The organism is Curvibacter gracilis ATCC BAA-807 (assembly GCF_000518645.1).
GTDB classification, from domain to species: Bacteria; Pseudomonadota; Gammaproteobacteria; order Burkholderiales; family Burkholderiaceae_C; genus Curvibacter; species Curvibacter gracilis.
Map to the genome: position 1 here is coordinate 135,538 of NZ_JADZ01000016.1, position 21,135 is coordinate 156,672.

At 67.6% G+C, this 21,135-nt stretch carries 21 protein-coding genes; 10 read left to right on the forward strand and 11 right to left on the reverse strand.

Features of this window, described 5'->3' with window-relative positions:
* Nucleotides 1–3 precede the first annotated feature (3 nt).
* From L880_RS0114550 to L880_RS0114575, 6 genes are all read right to left on the reverse strand, one after another.
* Nucleotides 4–510 (reverse strand): DUF4442 domain-containing protein, encoded by a 507-nt coding sequence (locus tag L880_RS0114550; protein ID WP_043329542.1) that lies wholly within the window; start codon nt 508–510, stop codon nt 4–6.
* A 32-nt stretch (nt 511–542) separates the two neighbouring features.
* The gene (locus L880_RS0114555) at nt 543–2,942 is read right to left on the reverse strand and encodes a 3-hydroxyacyl-CoA dehydrogenase/enoyl-CoA hydratase family protein (RefSeq protein ID WP_027476301.1); all 2,400 of its coding nucleotides are present in this window, start codon (nt 2,940–2,942) and stop codon (nt 543–545) included.
* A gap of 44 nt (nt 2,943–2,986) precedes the next feature.
* A complete protein-coding gene (locus L880_RS0114560) occupies nt 2,987–3,421 on the reverse strand; it encodes a DUF2147 domain-containing protein (RefSeq protein ID WP_157462885.1) in 435 nt (144 codons plus the stop codon).
* Nucleotides 3,422–3,452: 31 nt separating this feature from the next.
* Nucleotides 3,453–5,249, reverse strand: a complete 1,797-nt coding sequence (locus L880_RS0114565; protein ID WP_027476303.1) for an acyl-CoA dehydrogenase C-terminal domain-containing protein — start codon at nt 5,247–5,249, stop codon at nt 3,453–3,455.
* A gap of 4 nt (nt 5,250–5,253) precedes the next feature.
* The gene (locus L880_RS0114570; protein WP_027476304.1) at nt 5,254–5,979 is read right to left on the reverse strand and encodes a TetR/AcrR family transcriptional regulator; all 726 of its coding nucleotides are present in this window, start codon (nt 5,977–5,979) and stop codon (nt 5,254–5,256) included.
* A gap of 199 nt (nt 5,980–6,178) precedes the next feature.
* Entirely contained in the window at nt 6,179–7,033 is an 855-nt protein-coding gene (locus tag L880_RS0114575) for a siderophore-interacting protein (protein ID WP_043329505.1), read from the reverse strand.
* Nucleotides 7,034–7,094: 61 nt separating this feature from the next.
* Between L880_RS0114575 and L880_RS0114580 the strand changes: the two genes are divergently transcribed.
* The gene (locus tag L880_RS0114580) at nt 7,095–7,574 is read left to right on the forward strand and encodes a MarR family winged helix-turn-helix transcriptional regulator (protein WP_027476306.1); all 480 of its coding nucleotides are present in this window, start codon (nt 7,095–7,097) and stop codon (nt 7,572–7,574) included.
* A 6-nt stretch (nt 7,575–7,580) separates the two neighbouring features.
* Here the strand turns inward: L880_RS0114580 and L880_RS0114585 are convergent, their stop codons facing one another.
* A complete protein-coding gene (locus L880_RS0114585) occupies nt 7,581–8,396 on the reverse strand; it encodes an SDR family NAD(P)-dependent oxidoreductase (RefSeq protein WP_051443312.1) in 816 nt (271 codons plus the stop codon).
* Between the two features lie 125 nt (nt 8,397–8,521).
* Between L880_RS0114585 and L880_RS0114590 the strand changes: the two genes are divergently transcribed.
* Nucleotides 8,522–9,505, forward strand: a complete 984-nt coding sequence (locus L880_RS0114590; RefSeq protein ID WP_027476308.1) for a LysR family transcriptional regulator — start codon at nt 8,522–8,524, stop codon at nt 9,503–9,505.
* Here L880_RS0114590 and L880_RS32430 read toward each other — a convergent pair.
* Entirely contained in the window at nt 9,412–10,152 is a 741-nt protein-coding gene (locus tag L880_RS32430) for a Crp/Fnr family transcriptional regulator (protein WP_051443313.1), read from the reverse strand. The two genes, L880_RS0114590 and L880_RS32430, sit on opposite strands and share 94 nt — an antisense overlap.
* Before the next feature lie 145 nt (nt 10,153–10,297).
* On the opposite strand from L880_RS32430, the gene L880_RS0114600 reads away from it, so the two are divergent.
* On the forward strand, nt 10,298–10,822 hold the full coding sequence (locus L880_RS0114600) for an Mpo1 family 2-hydroxy fatty acid dioxygenase (RefSeq protein ID WP_027476309.1): 525 nt from the start codon (nt 10,298–10,300) through the stop codon (nt 10,820–10,822).
* Nucleotides 10,823–10,852: 30 nt separating this feature from the next.
* On the opposite strand, the gene gntR is transcribed toward L880_RS0114600, so the two are convergent.
* A complete protein-coding gene (gene gntR, locus L880_RS0114605) occupies nt 10,853–11,878 on the reverse strand; it encodes an HTH-type transcriptional regulator GntR (RefSeq protein WP_027476310.1) in 1,026 nt (341 codons plus the stop codon).
* Between the two features lie 168 nt (nt 11,879–12,046).
* Between gntR and L880_RS32435 the strand changes: the two genes are divergently transcribed.
* From L880_RS32435 to L880_RS0114635, 6 genes are all read left to right on the forward strand, one after another.
* A complete protein-coding gene (locus L880_RS32435) occupies nt 12,047–12,580 on the forward strand; it encodes a gluconokinase (protein WP_245615155.1) in 534 nt (177 codons plus the stop codon).
* Nucleotides 12,577–13,086 carry a TRAP transporter small permease gene (locus L880_RS0114615; RefSeq protein WP_027476311.1) on the forward strand — a complete coding sequence of 170 codons (510 nt, stop codon included), beginning with the start codon at nt 12,577–12,579 and terminating at the stop codon, nt 13,084–13,086. The genes L880_RS32435 and L880_RS0114615 overlap by 4 nt, the downstream gene beginning before the upstream one ends.
* Before the next feature lie 5 nt (nt 13,087–13,091).
* Complete coding sequence (locus tag L880_RS0114620) at nt 13,092–14,384, forward strand: TRAP transporter large permease (RefSeq protein ID WP_051443328.1); 1,293 nt, start codon at nt 13,092–13,094, stop codon at nt 14,382–14,384.
* A gap of 72 nt (nt 14,385–14,456) precedes the next feature.
* Complete coding sequence (locus tag L880_RS0114625) at nt 14,457–15,479, forward strand: TRAP transporter substrate-binding protein (protein WP_027476313.1); 1,023 nt, start codon at nt 14,457–14,459, stop codon at nt 15,477–15,479.
* 118 nt (nt 15,480–15,597) lie between these two features.
* Nucleotides 15,598–16,473: a phosphate/phosphite/phosphonate ABC transporter substrate-binding protein gene (locus L880_RS0114630; protein WP_027476314.1), complete on the forward strand. Its 876-nt coding sequence runs from the start codon at nt 15,598–15,600 to the stop codon at nt 16,471–16,473.
* A gap of 2 nt (nt 16,474–16,475) precedes the next feature.
* Nucleotides 16,476–18,794: a PAS domain-containing sensor histidine kinase gene (locus tag L880_RS0114635; RefSeq protein WP_245615157.1), complete on the forward strand. Its 2,319-nt coding sequence runs from the start codon at nt 16,476–16,478 to the stop codon at nt 18,792–18,794.
* Nucleotides 18,795–18,815: 21 nt separating this feature from the next.
* Here the strand turns inward: L880_RS0114635 and L880_RS32440 are convergent, their stop codons facing one another.
* On the reverse strand, nt 18,816–19,385 hold the full coding sequence (locus tag L880_RS32440; protein WP_157462889.1) for a DUF7482 domain-containing protein: 570 nt from the start codon (nt 19,383–19,385) through the stop codon (nt 18,816–18,818).
* Nucleotides 19,386–19,492: 107 nt separating this feature from the next.
* Here L880_RS32440 and L880_RS0114645 point away from each other — a divergent pair, with 107 nt between their 5' ends.
* Nucleotides 19,493–20,719 (forward strand): DUF2252 domain-containing protein, encoded by a 1,227-nt coding sequence (locus L880_RS0114645; RefSeq protein WP_051443315.1) that lies wholly within the window; start codon nt 19,493–19,495, stop codon nt 20,717–20,719.
* A 19-nt stretch (nt 20,720–20,738) separates the two neighbouring features.
* Here the strand turns inward: L880_RS0114645 and L880_RS0114650 are convergent, their stop codons facing one another.
* Entirely contained in the window at nt 20,739–21,017 is a 279-nt protein-coding gene (locus tag L880_RS0114650) for a hypothetical protein (RefSeq protein ID WP_019574196.1), read from the reverse strand.
* Nucleotides 21,018–21,135 lie beyond the last annotated feature (118 nt).

Genomic DNA, 21,135 nt, shown 5'->3' on the forward strand with positions numbered 1-21,135 from the left:
CCTTCAGTTCTTTTTCGGGCGGCTGGCGGGAACCCAGGCCCAGACAAATTCGCATAGCACCGGCTCGGCGCCGGTGTCGTCGGTGACCGAGACGGACACGCTCAGCTCGCCCTGCTCGTTGGCCTGCATGTAGGCGGCCTGCTCGGGCGTCAGCACGGCCACGGCCTTGAGGCCGCCCTTGGCACGCTGAAGCAGCTGCAAGCTGGCCCGCTTCAGCGCCGGGGTGCAGTCATCGCGCACGTTCATGCCGATCACCAGGCCGGTGGCACTTTCCGCCAGCAGGTGGATGGCCGAGGTGTGCACGTCACCGCTCTGGTTGTGCAGCCGCGGCGCGGTGGCCAGGCGCACCTCGGCACGCTCGTTGCTGAGGCCTGCAAAGCGAACACCGACCGTGCCGGTGAAGGGCACGGCACGGCGCAGGATGATGCTCTGCACCCAGCCCCGCATGAAGCCGGGGGCCTCGTCCAGGCGCATCAGCGAACGCTGCAGCTTGTTGGGCGGGCGGTCCATGGCGTTCAGGGTGGTGGGGCTCAATGCCGTGCTCAATTGCGCACCGGCTTGCCGGTGGACAACATGCCCATGATGCGTTCCTGCGTCTTGGGGTGCACGATAAGCGAGCAGAAGGCCTTGCGCTCCAGCGCCATCAGGTACTCCTCGCTGACCAGCGTGCCCGCATCGACGTCGCCACCACACACCACGTTGGCGATCAGACCGCCGATGTGGAAGTCGTGCTGGCTGATGAAGCCGCCGTCGCGCATGTTGACCAGTTGGCCCTTGATGGTGGCCAGCCCGCTGCGCCCGGCCACCGGGAACAGGCGCTTGATCGGGGCACGCCAGCCGCCGTCGAACAAGGCCTTGGCCTCGTTCAGGGCCACATACAGCAACTCGTCCTTGTTGGGCACGATGAGGTCGCTGTCCAGCAGGTAGCCCAGCTTGCGCGACTCGAGCGCGCTGGTGCCCACCTTGGCCATGGCCGCAGCCGTGAAGCCTTCGGTCAGGAAGGGCAGCAGGTCCTTGCCGGTGGAGGCGGCGGCGTTCTCGGCGGCACGGCGTGCGATGTAGGTCAGGCCGCCGGCGCCGGGCACCAGGCCCACACCCACTTCGACCAGACCGATGTAGCTTTCCATGGCCACCACGCGGCGGGCCGAATGCACGGCCAGCTCGCAGCCGCCGCCCAGGGCCAGGCCACGGATGGCCGACACCACGGGCACGCCGGCATAGCGCAGGCGCAGCATGAGCTGCTGCAGCTCGTGCTCGGCGCCCTCGATGGCGTCCACGCCGGCGATCATGAAGGCCGGCAGCATGGATTGCAGATCGGCCCCGGCGCTGAAGGGCTCGTCGCCCGACCAGATCACCAGGCCCTTGTACTGCTGCTCGGCGAGTTCGATGCCTTGCTGCAGGCCTTCGACCACGCCCGGGCCGATCGCGTGCATCTTGCTCTTGATGCTGGCGATCAGCACCTCATCGTCCAGCGTCCACAGGCGGATGGCTTCGTCCTCGTGCAGGGTCTTGCCGGCGGTTTCGAAGCGGGCCGAGCCGTCGCCCAGCAGGGCTTCAGGGAAGTGCTGGCGCTGGTACACCGGCAGCTGGCGGCGCGGCTCGAAGGTGTTGGTGCTCGGGTTGTACGAGCCCTGGGGCGTGTGCACGCCACCGGCCTCGGCCACCGGGCCCTGGAACACCCACTCGGGCAGCGGTGCATTGCACAGCGTCTTGCCGGCGGCGATGTCTTCGTTGATCCACTGCGCCACCTGCAACCAGCCGGCCTCTTGCCACAGCTCGAAGGGGCCTTGCTTCATGCCGAAGCCCCAGCGCATGGCCTGGTCCACATCGCGGGCGTTGTCGGCGATGCTGGCCAGGTGCACGGCCGCGTAGTGGAAGCTGTTGCGCAGGATGGCCCACAGGAACTGGCCTTGCGGGCCTTCGGCGTTGCGCAGCAGCGCCAGGCGCTGGGCCGCGGGCTTCTTGAGCATGCGGCCATACACCTCGTCGGCCTTCTGGCCGCCGGGCACGTAGTCTTCGCTTTCGAGTTCGAAGCGCAGCACCTCGCGGCCCACCTTCTTGTAGAAGCCGGCCTTGGTCTTCTGGCCCAGGTGGCCCAGCTCGAGCAGCTTCTGCAGCACCGCAGGGGTGCCGAAGCTGCCGTAGAAGGGGTCGCTGTCCAGCGTGAGGTTGTCCTGCAGCGTCTTGATGACGTGGGCCATGGTGTCCAGGCCCACCACGTCGGCGGTGCGGAAGGTGCCCGAGCTGGCCCGGCCCAGCTTCTTGCCGGTCAGGTCATCGACCACGTCGTAGCTGAGGCCGAAGTTCTCGACTTCCTTCATCGTGGCCAGCATGCCGGCGATGCCGACGCGGTTGGCGATGAAGTTGGGCGTGTCCTTGGCGCGCACCACGCCCTTGCCCAGGCCGCTGGTGACGAAGCTCTCGAGCTGGTCGAGGATCACGGGCTGGGTGGTGGGGGTGGCAATCAACTCCACCAGGTACATGTAGCGCGGCGGGTTGAAGAAGTGGATGCCGCAAAAGCGCGGCTTGATGGCTTCGGGCAGCGCCTCGCTGAGCTTGGTGATCGACAGGCCCGAGGTGTTGGACGCCACGATGGCGTGCGGGGCCACGAAGGGGGCGATCTTCTTGTAGAGGTCGAGCTTCCAGTCCATGCGCTCGGCGATGGCCTCGATGATGAGGTCGCAGTCGCGCAGTTGTTCCAGATGCTCTTCGTAGTTGGCCTGGCCGATCAGGGCCGCATCGTCGGCCACGCCCAGGGGGGCGGGCTTGAGCTTTTTCAGGCCATCGATGGCGCGCGTGACGATGCCGTTCTTGGGGCCTTCCTTGGCCGGCAGATCGAACAGCACCACGGGCACCTTGACGTTGACGAGGTGGGCCGCGATCTGCGCGCCCATCACGCCTGCGCCGAGCACGGCGACTTTTTTCACTTGGAATCGGTTCATGAGATTTCCTGTTCGCTCAGGGCGCCGCGCAGGCGCCCCGGGCCTTATTCAATGCGTTGCCAGACCTGGGTGCGGTAGAAGGGGCCGATGTAGCCGCGCACCTGCAACTGCTTGCCGCCTTCGAGCGGCACCAGGCGCACGGTGTATTCCTTGCCGTTTTCGGGGTCCAGGATCTTGCCGCCCTCCCACTCGGGCTTGCCCTCGGCCTGGCGCACGCCGCGGATGATTTCCATGCCGAGCTTGGGCTTGCCCTTGCGGTCGTCGCTGCACTGGGTGCACAGCGGTTCGGCCGAGCGGGTGATGGCCTTCTCGATGCGGCCGCTGAGCACACCCGCGCCGTCGGCCGCGATGCGGATCTCGGCCTTGGCTTCGCCCGAGGCATCGTCCACGCTGCGCCACAGGCCCACCGGGGTGGTCTGCGCCAGCACGGGCCAGGCCAGCGCCATCAGCGCCGTGGCCAGAACGTTCTTGATCGTCATCGCGGTCTCCTGGGTGGGCGGCGGTTCAGGCTCAGGCGAACACGGCTTCGGTGTCCATCAGCACCTTGGAGCCGGCGCGGGCGGTGCGCATCAGCGAAGCGGTTTCGGGGAACAGCTTGGCGAAGTAGAAGCGCGCGGTCTGCAGCTTGGCCTGGTAGAACGGGTCGGTGTTGCCGGCGGCGATCTCCTTGAGCGCGACCGAGGCCATGCGGGCAAAGAAGTAGGCAAACACCAGGTGACCGGCCACGCGCAGGTAGTCGACCGCGGCGGCGCCCACTTCGTCGGGGTTCTGGAAGCCCTTGAAGCCGATCTCGGTGGTGAACTTGGTCATCTGGTCGCCCAGGTAGGCCAGCGGGTTGATGAACTCGGCCATCTTCTCGTTGACGCCTTCGGCCTCGACCAACTGAGCCACCAGCTTGCCGAACTTCTTCAGCGACGCGCCGTTGTTGCCCAGGATCTTGCGGCCCAGCAGGTCCAGCGACTGGATGGTGTTGGTGCCTTCATAGATCATGTTGATGCGGGCATCGCGCACGTACTGCTCCATGCCCCACTCCTTGATGTAGCCGTGGCCGCCGAACACCTGCTGGCAGGCGGTGGTGGCGGTCCAGGCGTTGTCGGTGATGAAGGCCTTGACGATGGGAGTCAGCAGCGCGACCAGCTCGGCCGAGTCCTTGCGCACCTTTTCGTCGGGGTGGTTCAGTTCCTTGTCGAGCAGCACGGCGCAGAAGCAGGCCATGGCGCGGCCGCCTTCGGCATAGGCGCGGGCGGTCAGCAGCATTTTGCGCACGTCGGGGTGCACGATGATGGGGTCGGCCGGCTTGTCCTTGGCCTTGGTGCCGGTCAGCGAGCGCATCTGGATGCGGTCCTTGGCATAGGCCAGGGCGTTCTGGTAGGCCACTTCGGTCAGGCCCAGCGACTGGTTGCCCACGCCCAGGCGGGCGGCGTTCATCATCACGAACATGGCGGCCAGGCCCTTGTTGGGCTGGCCCACCATCGTGCCCACCGCGCCGTCGATGACGATCTGGGCCGTGGCGTTGCCATGGATGCCCATCTTGTGCTCCAGGCCACCGCAGTAGATGGGGTTGCGCTCGCCCACGCTGCCGTCGGCGTTCACCTTGAACTTGGGCACCACGAACAGGCTGATGCCCTTGCTGCCGGCCGGCGCGTCCGGCAGGCGGGCCAGCACCAGGTGCACGATGTTGGAGGCCATGTCGTGCTCACCGGCGCTGATGAAGATCTTGTTGCCGGTGATCTTGTAGGTGCCATCGGCCTGGGGTTCGGCCTTGGTGCGCAGCAGGCCCAGGTCGGTGCCGCAATGGGGCTCAGTCAGGCACATGGTGCCGGTCCACTCGCCGCTGGTGAGCTTGGGCAGGTACAGGCGCTTTTGCTCGTCGGTGCCGTGGGCGTGCAGGGCCTCGTAAGCACCGTGGCTCAGGCCAGGGTACATGGTCCAGGCCTGGTTGGCCGAGTTCATCATCTCGTAGAAGCACTGGTTGACCACAAAGGGCAGACCCTGGCCGCCGTATTCGGGGTCGCACGACAGGGCGGCCCAGCCACCTTCCACGAACTTCTCGTACGCGGCTTTGAAGCCGGTGGGGGTCTTGACCTCGTGGGTGCTCTTGTCGAGCACGCAGCCCTCGGTGTCGCCGCTGATGTTCAGCGGAAAGGTGACCTCGGCCGCGAACTTGCCGCCTTCTTCGAGCACGGCATTGATGGTGTCGGCATCGATGTCGGCGTGCTTGGGCAGGGCCTTGAATTCATCGCTGACCTTGAGCACTTCATGCAACACGAATTGCATGTCACGCAGAGGGGGGGTGTAAGCAGGCATGGGATCACTCCTTGGTGCGGATCGGGGTTTTGGAAGAAAGCGGTGTGGCCGGTGCGAGGTCGGTGGCGCCGTACCGGGCCAGGATGTTGTCGAAGCCCTGGGTGGCCTTCTGGATCGAGCCCGGGTGCTTCAGAAAGCGGGCCTCGTAGTGCAGTGCGAGGATCAGACCGTGGATCTCGAACAGCATCTGGTCCTCGTCCACATCGGGGCCGAGCTGGCCGTCGTGCTTGGCGAGGGTGATGGCACGCTTCATCGCGGCGTGCCAGGTCATGACGGAGGTGGCCAGCGCATCGCGCACCGGGCCGGGGCGGTCGTCGAACTCGACGGCGCCGCTGATGTACAGGCAGCCCGAGTCGATTTCGACCGAGGTGCGCTTCATCCAGTTGGCGAACATGGCGCGCAGCCGCGGCAGGCCGCGCGGTGCCGACAAGGCGGGGTAGAACACCTCTTCCTCGAAGCGCACGTGGTATTCGCGGATGACGGAGATCTGCAGCTCTTCACGCGAGCCGAAGTGGGCGAACACGCCCGACTTGCTCATCTGCGTGACCTCGGCCAGGGCACCGATCGACAGGCCTTCCAGGCCGATCTGGGTGGCCAGACCCAGCGCCGCCTCGACGATGACAGCCTTGGTCTGCAGCCCCTTTTGCAGCGCGCGGCCGCGGCGGGCCGGTGCAGCGGCCGCCGAGCGCGCGGTGCCCGGCGAGATGGCTGACGAACGAGTGGTGGACATGGATGGGCGGCTCACAAAATAAAACGAACGGTCGTGCTATTTTGCAGTAATTTTTGTGACAGCCCTTTGAATACCCCAAAGAATTTGAAGGAAATTGCCGACCGATCACAAGGGTTTACCCTTGGTTTCGACTCGGATCGGCTCAGAAACCGGGCTTTCGCCTGCCCACACCGTGAGCGCAGGCCACCCCAGACCGGCTTCAGCCCAGGTTTTCGTGATGTCCAGAGAGGCCCTGGCGCCAATAGGCCGAGACGCGCATCAGGGCCGCGGGCTGGCCCTGGCCCAGCCAATGGGTGCGCAGCTCGGCCATGGTGAGGGCTTCGCCGGCGGCCCACACAAAGACGGTGCCCGCGGGCAAGGGGGTTTCGCGCGCGGCCTCCAGCAGGCGCTGGCCCGGGGCGGCCGCGCCGCGCACCAGCCAGCGCAGCTGGACCTGGGCCGCACTGGCCAGCGCGCGCTGCTCCTCGGCCGTGGCCACCTCGATCAGGGCCGTGACGCGGGTGCCGGCTGGCAGCTCGGCCAGCCGGCGTGCGATGGCGGGCAGTGCGCTTTCATCACCCGCCAGCACATAGGCATCGTGCCCGGCCGGCAGCACCATCGAGCCACGCGGGCCACCCAGCCCCACCTCGTCGCCAGGCCGCGCGCGGGCGGCCCAGGTGGCCGCCGGGCCCTCGCCATGCAGGGCGAACTCCAGGTCCAGCTCCAGGGCCTGGGCGTCGAAGTGCAACGGCGTGTAGTCGCGCATCACGGGGCGCTCGGCCTCGCTCAGGTCGGCGGGCCAGCTGACCCGGCCGTCCTGCAGCGTGGGCAGCACCAGCGGCCGGCCCGGGGCCGGCGGCAGCATCAGCTTGAGGTGGTCGTCAAAACCGGCCGACACGAAGCCGCGCAGGGCTTCGCCACCCAGGGTCACGCTGACCACGCCCGGGGTGGGCCGCCCCACGCGCAGCACCTGCACCCGGCGCACCGGGTTGGCATGGCGCACGCGCTGGGGCAGAAGATGGGCCGGCACCGCGGCCGAAGAAGAGGACACAGGGGAAGACAGTTCAGAGGTCATGGCAGAGACAGTCGTTGATTTGGTTGATATGATCAACCAATATTCCATCATCAAGTTGATAATGTCAACCAAATCAGAAAAAACCACGACAGCGGCAGGCGATCTGGAAGACGAGGTGCTGGAAAGCCTGCAAGCGCTGGTGTTCAGCCTCAAGGGCCAGCTGCGCCACAGCCTGGGCGAGCAGCCCCTGGCGCTGGCCCCCATGGAGTTGCGGGCGCTGCAATTCTTTGTGCGCCACCCGGGCGCCAGCCAGCGTGATCTGGTGCAGCACAGCGGACGCGACAAGGCGCAGATCGCGCGGCTGATCAGATCGCTGCTGGACAGCGGCCACCTGCAGGCCAGCCCCGACCCCAAGGACCGCCGCAGCCAATGCCTGAACGCCACGCCCAGCGGACTGGCACTGCACGGGCAATTGCACCAGGCCCGCCGTCAGGCACTGGCCCGCAGCCTGACCGGGCTGGACGCGGGCGAACTGGGCCAGTTGCTGGGCCTGCTCAAGCGCCTGCGCAGCAACCTGGCAGGGCCGGCCCCATCCGCCTGAGCAGACTCAGATGAACATGCCGCCCGAGGCCTCGATGCGCTGGGCATTCACCCAGCCGCTGGCGGGCGACAACAAGGCCGCCACCACCTGACCGATGTCCTCGGGCAGGCCGACGCGGCCCAGCGCGGTCTGGCTGGCCACAAAGCGGTTCAGCTCAGGGTTGTCGCGCACGGCGCCACCGCCAAAGTCGGTTTCGATGGCGCCCGGCGCCAGGGTGTTGACGGCAATCCCCCGGGGCCCGAGTTCCTTGGCCAGGTAGCGGGTCAGCACCTCGATGCCACCCTTCATGCTGGCGTAGGCGGCATAGCCCGGCAAGGCGAAGCGGGTCAGCCCGCTGGACAGGTTGAGGATCCGCCCGCCGTCGCGCAGCAGCGGCAACAGCGCCTGCGTGAGGAAGAACACCCCCTTCAGATGCAGGTTGAACAACAGGTCGAACTGCTCTTCGGTGGTGTCGGCCACGCTGGCGTGCACGCCGATGCCGGCGTTGTTCACCAGGGCGTCGATCTGCGCCACCTGCCAGCGCTGGGCCAAGGCCTCGCGCACGGTGTCGGCGAAGGCGGCAAAGCGGGCCGTCATGCCCTGCCCTTGGCCCAACTCCAGTTCGATGGCCAGGGCGCGGCGGCCCAAGGCCTCGATCTGCTGCACCACCTCCTGCGCCTGGGCCTGCTGGCTGCGGTAGGTGAACACCACGTCACTGCCCTGGGCGGCCAGGGCCAGTGCCATGCTGCGGCCCAGGCCGCGGCTGCCGCCGGTGATGAGGACGACGGGGGCCGTAGCGCCGTCGGAGGGGGTGGGCAACGTGTTCGAATCCAGTGATGTCATGGCGGGTCCTGCTTGAAGCGCCGGTGGCGCGGGTGGTGGATGTCAGGCAGTCTATTGATCGAATAGATGCCGATAAACACCATAATTTCGACTTCACTGTTCAATTTTGAATAACAATAAAGCGCATGAATCCCGTCGATGCCCTGCACACCTTCACCCGGGTGGCCGAACTGACCAGCTTCACCCAGGCCGCGGCCCAGCTCGGCCTGCCCAAGGCCAGCGTGTCGCTGGCGGTGCAGCAACTCGAAGCCCAGTTGGGCACCCGGCTGCTGCTGCGCACCACGCGCCGCGTGCAGCTGACACCCGACGGCCAGGTCTTCTACGAACGCTGCAAGGATGTGCTGGCCGATCTGGACGAGCTGCAGGGGCTGTTCCGGCAGCAGCCCGCCCAATTGAGTGGGCGGCTGCGGGTGGACATGCCGGTGGGCACAGCGCGCCAGCTGGTGCTGCCCAGCCTGCCCGCCTTTCTGCGCGCCCACCCGGGCGTGCACCTGGAACTGAGTTGCACCGACCGCCGGGTGGACCTGGTGCGCGAGGGCTTTGACTGTGTGCTGCGGGTGGGCGCGTTGGAAGACTCGGGCCTGATCGCCCGCCCGCTGGGCCAGCTGTCACAGAGCAATTGCGCCAGCCCGGCCTACCTGGCCGCGGCCGGCACGCCGCGCCACCTGGACGACCTGAGCCAGCACCAATTGGTGCACTACCAGCCCCAGCTGGGGGGCCGCCAGACCGGCTGGGAATGGGTGGACGAAAGCGGCCAGACCCGCACCCTGGCCATGCCCGGCGCGCTGAGCGTGAACAGCACCGAGGCCTACCAGGGCGCCTGCCTGGCGGGGCTGGGCCTGATCCAGGCGCCCACCGCCGGGCTGCGCGGCCTGCTCGAACAAGGGCTGCTGGTCGAGGTCTTGCCCGAGTTCCGCGCGCCGCCGCTGCCGGTGTCGCTGCTGTACCCGCACCGGCGTCAATTGGCGCGCCGGGTGCAGGTGTTCATGGATTGGTTGGCCGAAGTGCTGAGGCCTTACCTGGACGATGCGTCCACCGGCTCCGAGCCATCCCAGCCCTCGGACACGGCTCGCAAGGCCTCCAGATCCAGCAGTTCGATGGTGCCGTAACGCAGGTGCAGCCAGCCGCGCTGCTCCAGACCATGCAAGGCCTTGTTGATGGTCTGGCGGCTCACGCCCAGCATCAGGGCCAGTTGCTCCTGCGGCAGGCGGATCAGGCGGCGCGGCGCGCCGGTGCGACCGCCATAACCCTGGGCCACCAGCCACAGGCGTTTGGCCAGGCGCAGGTCCAGCGGCAACTGGGCGATGTCCTCCAGGGCCGAGAACATCAGGCGCAGCTTGCTGCTGGCCAGACGGGCCACGCTGCGCCAGTGCGCGGGGTGCTGTGCCAGCCAGTCCAGCAGCTCGTCACGGGGCACCAGCAGCACGGTGGTGTCGCCATCGGCGACCACATCGTGGCTGCGCGGCTGGCCGTCGATCAGCGAGATCTCGCCCAGCCACTGGTAGGGCTCGATGAAAGCCAGCAGGGTTTCCTGGCCGCTGTCCTGCAACCCGCCCACGCGCAGGGCCCCGGCGGTGACGCAGCACAGCGCCCCTTCCACGGCGCCGCGGTGGAACAGGCGCTCGCCATCGCTCAACACCCAGAGCCGGCCCAGGGTCAACAAGGCGGCCTGGAACTCGGGTTCACACTGGGCATACCAGAGCTCGCTGCACAAGGCGGCGGCCAGGGTCTGGGCAGAGGTGGTGGACGGCTTCATCGGAAAACAGGGCCGCGGGATGCGGCGGCTCGGCGGTCTGGAATGTATTGATTTTGACAGTCCTTCGCCCGCCACCTGCCTAGCATGCAGCGCAGACCCGTGCGCACCCTGAGCAGCGCGGGCCCCAGAACCCGGAGACAAGCCCATGAGAAACACCCAAGCCCTGCTGACGCAATACGCCCGCTACCACCGCGACCCACGCAACATCGCCACCCATTTCGTGGGCGTGCCCATGATCGTGCTGGCCGTGGGGGTGCTGCTGGCGCGGGCCTCGATCGAACTGGGCGGCTGGACCGTCTCGGCCGCCTGGCTGGCCTGGGCCGCCAGCACCGTGTGGTACCTGAGCCGCGGGCACCTGGGCGCGGGCCTGACGGTGAGTGCGGCCATCGCCGGCCTGATGGTGCTGGCCCATCCGCTGGCCGCCGGCTCCACTGGCAGCTGGCTGGCCTGGGGTCTGGGGCTGTTTGGCGTGGGCTGGGTGATCCAGTTCGTGGGCCATTACTACGAAGGCCGCAAGCCCGCTTTTGTGGACGATCTGGTGGGCCTGCTGGTGGGGCCCTTGTTCGTGAGCACCGAAGTGCTGTTTGCGCTGGGCCTGTGCCGGCCGCTGCGCCAGGCCATCGAGGCCGAGGCCGGCCCGGTGCAGCTGCGCACGCCGCAATCCGCCTGAACCGCCTGAACCGCCGACCTGCAGCGCGCCTCAGGTGCTCATGCGCACCACCAGCCGGTAGTCGAGCACCACGCAGGGCTGCTCCACCGGCTCGCCGCGCATCAGCTTGAGCAGCATGCCCGCGGCCTCGTCACCGATGGTGGCAAGGGGCGTGTGCACGGTGGTCAGCGTGGGCAGCATCAGATCGCTGCCTGTGAGGTCGTTGAAGCCCGCAATCGCCACCCGTGCCGGCACCGGCAACTGCAGCCGGTTGGCCGCCAGCAAGGCGCCCTGGGCCAGGTCGTCGTTGCAGAAGAACACCGCGTCCACCGCCGGTGACTGGCCCATGATCTGCTGGAACAGCCGCCCACCCAGCGCCATCGACGAGGGCGCCGGGTTCATCCACTCCAGCGCCGGGTCGTACAGGCCCGCGGCTTCCAGCGCCTGGCGCCAGCCCTGCTGGCGCTGCAGCGTGCGGGGGTCGAGCTGGGCCGCAGCGAAGGCGATGCGCCGGTAGCCGCGCTCCAGCAAATGCCGGGTCATGCTGATGGCCGCCTCGGTCTGCGAGAAGCCCACGCTGTGGATGCCCTCGACCCGGCTGTTCTCCATCATGTGCACCACCGGCACGCCGCTTTGCGTGATCAGGCGGCGCGTGGCTTCGGTGCGGTCAAAACCCGTCACCAGCAGGCCGGCCGGGCGGTGCATCAGCTGCTCGCGCAGCAGTTGCTCTTCTTCGCTCGGGTCGTAGTGGGTGATGCCGATCAGGGTCTGGTAGCCCGCCGCGCGCAGCCGGGCCTGCGCGGCTTCGAGCAGGCTCACGAACAGCTCGTTGGACAGCATGGGGATCAGCACCGCCACATGGGTGCTGCGCTTGGAGGCCAGCGCCCGGGCCGCCGGGTCGGGCACATAGCCCAGCTTCTGGGCCGCGGCCTGCACGCGCTCGACCAGCACCGGGTCCACCGCCCGCTCGCCGCGCAAGGCCCGCGACACGGTGATGGGACTGACCCCGGCGGCCAGGGCCACATCGGCCAGGGTGACGCGGCCGGTGGCACGTTGGCGGGCAGGCGATCGGGGCATGATCCTAGGGTTTGTACTTAATTGAAAACAAGGCGGCCTGAGTAGGATAGCGCTATCCAACCCATGCACTCTTCGAGGGTGTGCGGGCCATCATACATAAACTTTGCGGGACGGGCCGGTGCTCAGTGCAGGCCCTTTTTTGCAACCTTTTGGGATAGCGCTATCCAAATGAAACCATCTGTTGTTGTCATGGGCGTGGCGGGCTGCGGCAAGTCCAGCCTGGGCGCGGCCCTGGCGGCGGCCGAGCACCTGCCCTTGATCGAAGGTGACGACCACCACAGCCCCGCCAGCCGCGACAAGATGAGCCAGGGCATTGCCCTGACCGATGCCGACCGCCAGGGCTGGCTGCAGACCCTGGGCCGCCTGCTGGGCGATCACCCCGAAGGCGTGGTGCTGACCTGCTCGGCCTTGAAGAAGGCCTACCGCGACCAGCTGCGCCAGGCCTGCCCGGGCCTGCGCTTCGCCTTTCTAGACATCGGGCGCGAACAGGCCCAGCAGCGCGTGTCGGCGCGGGCCAGCCACTTCTTTTCCAGCTCGCTGGTGGACAGCCAGTTCGCCACCCTCGAAAGCCCGGTGGGCGAAGCCGGCGTGCTGCGCCTGGACGCGCTGCAGGCTTTGTCCTCATTGCAGGCCCAGGCCTCGGCGTGGCTGAATGAGGCCGATGCCCCCATCGCCCCCCCCAACCCCAAGGATTGCGCATGACCCAGACCTCGGACCACCCCGGCCTCAGCCGCTTCCAGCGCCTGTCGCACCACCTGATGGCGGCCTGCCTGGGCGTGATGGCCATCGCCGTGTTCATCAACGTCGTGTTGCGCTATGGCTTCGGCAGCGGCGTGGCCGCCAGCGAAGAACTGTCGCGCCTGCTGTTCGTGTGGATGGTCTTCATCGGGGCGGCTGCGGCCTACCCCGGTGGCGAGCACATGGCCTTCACCAGCCTGGCCGGCCTGCTGAAGGCCAGGCCGCGCGCCTTTGCCGCACTCACCGCCGTGATCCGGCTGCTCACCGTGTGCGCCAGCGCCATGCTGGCCTGGGGTGCCTGGCAGCAGGTGGTGGTGGGGCTGGACAGCCACTCGGTGGTGCTGGGCTACTCGTCCTCGCTGCTGCCGCTGCCCGCTTTTCTGTGCTCGCTGGCCATCGGTGTGATGGCCCTGGTCGAGCTGATCCGTCGTACCCCGCTGGACCTCGGTCACGGCGCTGAAGTGGAGTGATTGCCATGAGCCCTGAAGCGCTCGCTTTCGTGTTTTTCTCGGTCGGCATGCTGGTGCTCATGGGCAGCGGCATGAACATGGCCCTGGCCCTGGTGCTGACCGGCGCCGGCATGGCCTGGGTGCTCGATTTCTGGGATACCCAGTTGCTGGCCCAGAACCTGGTGGCCGGCGTGGACAGCTTTCCGCTGCTGGCCGTGCCCTTCTTCATCCTGGCCGGCGAATTGATGAACTCGGGTGGCATCAGCCGCCGCATCATCGACATGGCCCAGGCCTGGGTGGGCCACATCCGGGGCGGCCTGGGCTATGTGGCCATTGGCGCCGCCGTGCTGATGGCCAGCATGAGCGGCTCAGCCCTGGCCGACACGGCCGCGCTCGCCACCATCCTGCTGCCCATGATGCGCCAGCAGGGCTACCCCATGAACACCTCGGCCGGGCTGATCGCGTCGGGGGGCATCATCGCCCCCATCATTCCGCCCTCCATGCCTTTCGTGATCTACGGCGTGACCACCAACACCTCGATCTCGGCCCTGTTCGTGTCCGGCATCGTGCCCGGCCTGTTGATGGGTGTGGGCCTGATCTTCGCCTGGCGCCATGTGCTGCGCGGCATCGAGTTGCCCCAAGGCCAGCCCCTGCCGATGGCACAGCGCCTGCGCATCACCGCGCGCGCCTTCTGGGCCCTGCTGATGCCCATCATCATCATCGGCGGCATGAAGTCGGGCGTGTTCACGCCAACCGAGGCTGCGGTGGTGGCGGCCTTCTATGCGCTGGTGGTGGCACTATTCATCCACCGCGAAATGAAGCTGCGCGAGATCCATGGCGTGCTGCTGCGCGCCGCCAAGACCACCGCCATCGTGATGTTCCTGTGCGCCGGCGCCCAGGTGGCCAGCTACATGATCACCCTGGCCGACCTGCCCAGCGTGCTCACCCAATGGCTGGGTCCGCTGGTGCAGAGCCCGCGCCTGTTGATGGCTGTGATGATGATCGTGCTGGTGCTGATCGGCACCGCGCTCGACTTGACGCCCACCATCCTGATCTTCGCCCCGGTGATGCTGCCGATCGCCGTCAAGGCCGGCATCGACCCGGTGTACTTCGGCCTGATGTTCGTGCTCAACGGCGCCATCGGCCTGATCACCCCGCCCGTGGGCACGGTGCTCAACGTGGTGGCCGGTGTGGGGCGCATCTCGATGCACAGCGTGATCAAGGGGGTGAACCCCTTCTTGCTGACCTACGTGGCCTTGCTCACCCTGATGGTGGTCTTCCCGCAGATCGTGACGGCCCCCGTGGCCTGGTTGCGCTGACCCGATCGGCCCTCGGCCCCACTTCAGTCCTTCTACAGCCCTCTCGTTCCCCGTTTTTCTCAGGAGACAAGCATGAAAACCGTCCGTCGCACCCTGCTCACCGCCCTGGCCGCCGCCAGCCTGGCCAGCACCACCTTCAGCGCACTGGCGCAGGACTTCAAGCCCCGCATGATCCGATTCGGCTATGGCCTCAACGAGCAAAGCAACCAGGGCCGTGCGGCCAAGGTGTTTGCCGAAGCCGTGGAGAAGGCCTCGGGCGGCAAGATGAAGGTCCGCGCCATCGGGGCCGCCGCCCTGGGCCCCGACACCCAGATGCAGCAGGCCTTGATCGGCGGCGCACAGGAGATGATGGTGGGTTCAACCGCCACCCTGGTGGGCATCACCGCCGAGATGGCCCTGTGGGACACCCCCTTCCTGTTCAACAATGTGCGCGAAGCCGACGCCGTGCTCGACGGCCCCATCGGCCAGAAGGTGCTGGACAAGCTGCAGGACAAGGGCCTGGTCGGCCTGGCCTACTGGGAGAACGGCTTCCGCAACCTGACCAACAGCAAGCGCCCCGTGGCGCGGCTGGAGGATCTGAACGGCATCAAGCTGCGCGTGATGCAGAACAACGTCTACCTCGACAGCTTCAAGATGCTGGGCGCCAATGCGGTGCCGCTGCCGTTCTCGGAACTGTTCAGTGCCATGGAGACCAACACCGTCGATGGTCAGGAGAACCCCTACAACACCATCCTGTCGAGCAAGTTCTATGAGGTGCAGAAGTTCCTCAGCGTGACCAACCACGTCTACAGCCCCTGGGTGCTGCTGGTGAGCAAGAAGTGGTGGGAAGGCCTGTCGGCGGCCGAGAAGAAGGTGCTGCAGGATGCCGCCCGTGCCAGCCGCGACTTCGAGCGCAAGGACACCCGCGAAGAGGCCACCCGCGCCCTGGCTGATCTGAAGGCCAAGGGCATGCAGATCAACGAGCTGCCGCCTGCGGAATCGGCCCGCATGCGCGACAAGCTGACCAAGGTCAACGCCGGCATCGCCACCCAGGTCGGCATGGACCTGTGGCGCGACACCCAGGCCGAGCTGGCCAAGCTGCGCGGCCAGAAGTAAGCCCCCAGGGAATCCCCCAGGGCGGCTCGGCAGGGATCGCGGCACTGGCAGATATGCCAGTAACATCGGGATACATGATCAGTCCGCGGCTGCGGCCGCGACTTCCTGGAGCACCCTGATGGCCTACCCTCGAATTTCCCGCCGCCGACTCGGCCTCGCGACCGGACTGGCATTGCTGGCCGCCGGGACCGGCGCCAGCGCCCAGGCCCCGGCACCCGAAGCGGGCACCTACCGCTTCTCACCGGTCAACCAGTACGGCATCAACCTGACGGCGGCCTACTGGAACCCCATCATTGCCTACGTGTCCGAGAAAAGCGGCGTCAAGCTGCAGCTCAAGATCGGACGCACCTCGGCCGACACCACCGCCTACGTGCTGGCCCAGGAGGTCGAGTTCATCTTCTCCAACCACATGTTCAGCCCGGAGCGCGAAAAGCTGGGCTGGAAGGTGTTCGGGCGCCGGCTCACCCCACCGCTGCACGCCCAGATCGTGGTGCTGCAGGATTCCCCCATCACCGACCTGGCCCAGTTGCAGGGCAAGGACATGGCCTTTCCGGGCCCCGAGGCCCTGGTGGCCTACAAGTTTCCGGCAGCCCACCTGGCCAGCCGCAAGATCGACGCCAAGCTGGTGTTCGGCGGCAACATGGATGCGGCCTTTGCCCAGTTGGTCAGCGGCAAGGTGGCGGCCGTGGGCACCAACTCGCAACTGGCCGAAGGCTATGCGCGCCGCGAAGGCAAGAAGCTGCGCGTGCTGTGGGCCTCGCCACCGCTGTACGACCTGGCCCTGATGTCGGCGGCCAACGTGCCCGACAAGGTGCAGAAGGCGGTGGCCCAGGCCTTCCTGGGCATGCACCAGGACCCGCGCGGGCGTGACATCCTGCAAAAGGCCTCCGAGCAGGTGGGCCTGTCGGCCGAGGCCTACTTCACGCCCTCCGACGGCAGCGAGTACGGTGCCTACCGCGACTTCTACCGCACCGCCCCGCCCACGCTGCGCTGAGTGTGACCTTGCTGCGCCGCCTGCTCCAACACCTGACGCCCGGCTCGCTGGTCGGGCGTGTCTTCACCCTCTACACCGTCACCCTGCTGGGCTTTGTGCTGGCCGGCCTGGGCCTGTTCTTCCGCTACCAGATCAGCGCCGTGCTGGAAGACGAGCAACTGCGGGGCGAGGCCCTGGGCTCCATCATCGCGCCGGTGATCGCCGACAGCGCCGTGATCGGCGACTACGACACCATCCGCCAGGTGCTGCGCCGCACCGTCACGCATTCAGTGCTGGCCTCGGCCAGCTACATCGACCGCAGCAGCGGTCGCATCGACGAACCCTCGCCGGCACCCTTGAGCATCGAGCCGCCGGCCTGGCTGATCGACCTCGTGGGCGAACGCCTGTATGACGTGAACCTGCCCATCAACGTGGGCGGCACCGACTACGGTGTGCTGCGCCTGAGCTTCGATGCGCGCGACATCGCCGGACGCATGTGGAGCCAGATCCGGCTGGCCCTGCTGCTGGGCGGTCTGGCCGTGGTGGGCGGGCTGCTGCTGATCCGCTTTCCCCTGGTGCGCTGGCTGGGCAAGCTCAACCGGGTGCAGGACTATGAACGGGCCATGAACAGCGGCGCCCTGCCGGTGGACATGCTGCAAGGCGGCGAGCAGGCCCCGAGCGAATTCCGCCAGACCTTCGAGGTGCTGGGCCGCGCTGCCGCCAGCCTGCAGTCGCAACGCCACCAGGCCGAAGTCACCCTGGGTTCGATCGCCGACGCCGTGTTCACCCTCGATGCCGAAGGCCTGATCACCCTGGCCAACCCGGCGGCCTGCCAGTTGCTGGGCGCCCCGCTCGACCGTGTGCTGGGCCAGCCCGCCTCGACCCTGCTGCCCCAGGTGGTGCCGCGCACCGACCGACTCGAGCCCTGGCGCGGCCGCCGCCGCAGCCTGCGCAACCGACAGGAGCAGGAACTGGTGATCGACACCACCTTGTCGACCATCGTGGCGCCCGACGGCAGCACCCAGGGCTATGTGCTGGCCTGCCGCGACATGAGCGAGCAGCACGCGCTGGACCTGCGCCTGCGCAGCGAACTCAAGTCGCGCGCCAGCGCCCTGGTGTCGCTGCGCCAGGTGCTGGAAGAGCTGACCCAGGAGGAACAGGCCCTGGCGCGCAGCGCCAGCAGCGACGACCTCGAAGCCATCTCGGCCATGATCTCCACCCTGGTGCAGCGCCTGCAGGTGCGCGGCGAGCAGTTGCGCGCGATCTTCGAGCTCAGCCCCGACGGCTTCATGTCCTTCGATGCCGAACGGCGCGCCAGCTATGTCAGCCCGGCCTTCTGCCGCCTGACCGGCCTGACGATCGAACAACTGGTGGGGCAACCCGAAACCGTGGTGGAGCTGCTGCTGCAGCGCCAGGCCAACCCGCAGGCACGCTGGCACAGCTTTGAATCGCTGCGCCGCCAGTTGCGCCAGCCCGACGAAGCTGGCAGCGACTCGCGCAGCGTGATCGAGCTGCTGCGCCCCGCCAAGCGCGTGCTGCAACTGGGCCTGCGCGAAAGCCGCTCGGGCCTGATCTCCCAGGTGCTGCTGCTGCGCGACGTGACCCACGAGACCGAAGTCGACCAGATGAAGAGCGAGTTCCTGTCGACGGCCGCCCATGAACTGCGCACGCCCATGACCAGCATCTATGGCTTTGCCGAACTGCTGCAGTTCCCGCAGATCAAGCCCGAACAACGCGACGATCTGGTCAAGACCATCCACCGCCAGTCCGAGCTGATGATCGCCATCATCAACGAGCTGCTGGACCTGGCCCGCATCGAGGCGCGCCGCGGCAAGGACTTCGAGATCGAAAGCCTGGACCTGGCCCAGCTGACCCGCCAGCTGATGCACGACTTCAACCCGCCGCAGCAGCGCCCCGCGCCCCAGTTCGATGCCGGCCCCGAGCCCGTTCTGGTACAGGTGGACCGCAAGAAGATGGCCCAGGCCATCGGCAACGTGCTGTCCAACGCCTACAAATACTCGCCCCAAGGCGGCGAGGTGAGCGTGCGCCTGGTCAGTGCCGAGCACGAGGGCGCCCCGGTGGTGGGCCTGGAGGTGCGCGACCACGGCATCGGCATGACCCCCGAGCAACTGAAGCGGGTCTGCGAGCGCTTCTACCGCGCCGACAGCTCGGGCACCATCCCCGGCACCGGCCTGGGCATGAGCGTGGTCAAGGAGATCATGGAGCTGCAGGGCGGGCGCCTGCAGATCGACAGCGAGTACGGTGTGGGCAGCGTGATCACCCTGTGGCTGCCCCGGGTCGTGGCCGCCACCGAACACAGCGGCTGGGCCAACCTGAGCTGAGGCGCGCCACGGGGCCGGGCCTTAGCGCGGGTCGACCGACACCCCCGGCAGAGCGCCGTGGCCCGGGATGGACACGATCGGGCAGTTCAGCACCACGCGGGTCGGCGTCACCGTCAGCAGGCCCTGCTCTGCGGCGGCCAGCACCGCCTCTTCCGAGCGCAATTCGCGGGCCTGTTCGGGCTGCAGCCAGCGCACCTCGGCCAGTTGCCACAGCGGGCTGTAAGAGCGGCTGAGGTTGCCGGCCCCCACGGGCTCGGGTGCGGACGCGAACACGCTGGCCTGCTTGAAGTTGACAAAGCCATAGACCCGCGCCGTGGCGCCGGCGCGCCCTGCCGCCCGGCCTGAGGCGTCCTGCAAGGCCTGTTCCAGCAGCGGCGCGAAGTTGGCGTCCTTGGCCTGGGCCACCCGCCGGTCCGACACATCGGTGGTCACATACAGCACCGCCTGCTCCTCGAACCAGGCTTGCTGCAGCGGCAGGTGCGCCAACGGCGCCCTTGGCACGGCGGTACAGGCCATCAAGCTGGCGCACAGGGCCCCGACCAGCCCTGCGCGATACAGGGCACGGGCACGCTGAACTGGCACAACAAACATGGAACGACTCCTGATCCCCAAAAAAACCTGGCTCGCAGTATGGCAGCCAAGCACCCGAAGCCCGGCTTAAACTGACCCGATCTCCGCCCCCGCCCCACCCGAACACCATGAAGCCCGTCGCCCCGCCCCCCGTCCAGGACACCGTGTCAACCCTGGCCGCCTACAACCAGGGCCGTGACCCGGAACGCCTGGCCCTCAAGTACGCCAAGATGCGGCAAAGCCCGTTCATCTTCCTGCGCGGCGCCTGCCACCTGTTCTACAACGCCATCCCCCAGGTCGAGGCCCTCACCCGGGCGCCGCTGGCCTGGGCCTGCGGCGACCTGCACTTCGAGAACTTCGGCAGCTACAAGGGCGACAACCGGCTGGTGTATTTCGACATCAATGACTTCGACGAAGCCGCCCTGGCACCCTGCACCTGGGACCTGTTGCGCCTGCTGACCAGCCTGCAGTGCGGCGCGGCCGACCTCAAGGCCAGCGCGGCCCAGGCCCAGGCGCTGAGCCAGGCCTGCGTGAGCGCCTACCAGCAGGCGCTGCAGCGCGGCAAGGCCTTGTGGGTGGAGGGCGAAACCGCCAGCGGCGTGGTGGCCGAGCTGTTCGAGCGCCTCAAGGATCGGCGCCGCGTCGACTTTCTGAACCAGCGCACGGTGCTGCACAAGAACGGTCGGCGCCAGCTCAAGGTCGACGGCCAGAAGGCCCTGCCCGTCACGGACGACGAGCGCCAGCGGGTATCGGCCTTTGTGCAGCGCTATGCGGCACAGCAGCCCAAGCCGGGCTTTTATGAGGTGCTGGATGTGGCGCGCCGCATCGCCGGCACCGGCAGCCTGGGCCTGCCCCGCTATGCGGTGCTGGTCGAAGGCAAGGGCTCGCCGGATGCCAATGTGCTGCTGGACCTCAAGATGGCCCAGCCCTCGTCGCTGATCCCGGCCTTGAACGCCCTGGGCGTGAAGCAGCCCGATTGGGCGGACGAGGCCCAGCGCATCGTGGGCGTGCAAAGGCGCATGCAGGCGGTGGACCACGCCTTTCTCGCGCCGGTGGAGTTCGAGGGCCGGCCCTGGGTGCTCAAGGGCCTGCAGCCCAGTGAAGACCGGGTGGACATGGCACAAGGCAAGGCCAACCCCGAGGGCCTGCTGGCCACGGCCCAGACCCTGGGCCGCGTGCTGGCCTGGGACCAGCTGCGCGCCAGCGGGCGCAGTGGCTCAGCGGCTGCCGATGCCTTGATCGCCTTTGCCCAGCAGCCCCACTGGCCCGAGGCGGTGCTGGAGGCGGCGCTTCAGATGGTGAGCGTGACCCAGGCCCAGTGGCAGGCCTTCAGCGCCTCCTCACTGGGTCGCTGAAGGCGGGCTCGCCAAGGGCTTACTTCTTCGCGTCGGCTTCGCACTTCTTGATCGACGAGGCCTTGGCGGCACCCGACAGCGGCTTGCCGTCCTTGCTCACGGCCTTGCTCTCGCAGCTCGGTGCGGCAGCCGCACCGCCGGCATCGGCCTCGCACTTCTTCAGGAACGAGGTCTTGGCGGCGCCAGCCAGCGGCTTGCCGTTCTTGCCCACGGCCTTGGCTTCGCAATCAGAGGCCTGGGCCAGGCCGCACGTGGCTGCCAGCAAACCGGAAATCAGAACAACGATGAGTTTGGACATGAAGAAGCTCCAGAAAAAAGAAGGGGCGAATGCTTGAAATGGCCGCTCAACGATAGCACCGCCGCCTCATCTTTTATCCGCTTGTCTCCTCAAAATGACACACCAGCAGTGAACTCGG

What these genes read in the sequence shown, in the direction of transcription:
- L880_RS0114550 (WP_043329542.1), bottom strand. Translation starts at nt 510, where the DNA reads ATGGACCGCCCGCCCAACAAGCTGCAGCGTTCGCTGATGCGCCTGGAC.
- L880_RS0114555 (WP_027476301.1), bottom strand. Translation starts at nt 2,942, where the DNA reads ATGAACCGATTCCAAGTGAAAAAAGTCGCCGTGCTCGGCGCAGGCGTG.
- L880_RS0114560 (WP_157462885.1), bottom strand. Translation starts at nt 3,421, where the DNA reads ATGACGATCAAGAACGTTCTGGCCACGGCGCTGATGGCGCTGGCCTGG.
- L880_RS0114565 (WP_027476303.1), bottom strand. Translation starts at nt 5,249, where the DNA reads ATGCCTGCTTACACCCCCCCTCTGCGTGACATGCAATTCGTGTTGCAT.
- L880_RS0114570 (WP_027476304.1), bottom strand. Translation starts at nt 5,979, where the DNA reads ATGTCCACCACTCGTTCGTCAGCCATCTCGCCGGGCACCGCGCGCTCG.
- L880_RS0114575 (WP_043329505.1), bottom strand. Translation starts at nt 7,033, where the DNA reads ATGACCTCTGAACTGTCTTCCCCTGTGTCCTCTTCTTCGGCCGCGGTG.
- L880_RS0114580 (WP_027476306.1), top strand. Translation starts at nt 7,095, where the DNA reads ATGTCAACCAAATCAGAAAAAACCACGACAGCGGCAGGCGATCTGGAA.
- L880_RS0114585 (WP_051443312.1), bottom strand. Translation starts at nt 8,396, where the DNA reads ATGACATCACTGGATTCGAACACGTTGCCCACCCCCTCCGACGGCGCT.
- L880_RS0114590 (WP_027476308.1), top strand. Translation starts at nt 8,522, where the DNA reads ATGAATCCCGTCGATGCCCTGCACACCTTCACCCGGGTGGCCGAACTG.
- L880_RS32430 (WP_051443313.1), bottom strand. Translation starts at nt 10,152, where the DNA reads ATGAAGCCGTCCACCACCTCTGCCCAGACCCTGGCCGCCGCCTTGTGC.
- L880_RS0114600 (WP_027476309.1), top strand. Translation starts at nt 10,298, where the DNA reads ATGAGAAACACCCAAGCCCTGCTGACGCAATACGCCCGCTACCACCGC.
- gntR (WP_027476310.1), bottom strand. Translation starts at nt 11,878, where the DNA reads ATGCCCCGATCGCCTGCCCGCCAACGTGCCACCGGCCGCGTCACCCTG.
- L880_RS32435 (WP_245615155.1), top strand. Translation starts at nt 12,047, where the DNA reads ATGAAACCATCTGTTGTTGTCATGGGCGTGGCGGGCTGCGGCAAGTCC.
- L880_RS0114615 (WP_027476311.1), top strand. Translation starts at nt 12,577, where the DNA reads ATGACCCAGACCTCGGACCACCCCGGCCTCAGCCGCTTCCAGCGCCTG.
- L880_RS0114620 (WP_051443328.1), top strand. Translation starts at nt 13,092, where the DNA reads ATGAGCCCTGAAGCGCTCGCTTTCGTGTTTTTCTCGGTCGGCATGCTG.
- L880_RS0114625 (WP_027476313.1), top strand. Translation starts at nt 14,457, where the DNA reads ATGAAAACCGTCCGTCGCACCCTGCTCACCGCCCTGGCCGCCGCCAGC.
- L880_RS0114630 (WP_027476314.1), top strand. Translation starts at nt 15,598, where the DNA reads ATGGCCTACCCTCGAATTTCCCGCCGCCGACTCGGCCTCGCGACCGGA.
- L880_RS32440 (WP_157462889.1), bottom strand. Translation starts at nt 19,385, where the DNA reads ATGTTTGTTGTGCCAGTTCAGCGTGCCCGTGCCCTGTATCGCGCAGGG.
- L880_RS0114645 (WP_051443315.1), top strand. Translation starts at nt 19,493, where the DNA reads ATGAAGCCCGTCGCCCCGCCCCCCGTCCAGGACACCGTGTCAACCCTG.
- L880_RS0114650 (WP_019574196.1), bottom strand. Translation starts at nt 21,017, where the DNA reads ATGTCCAAACTCATCGTTGTTCTGATTTCCGGTTTGCTGGCAGCCACG.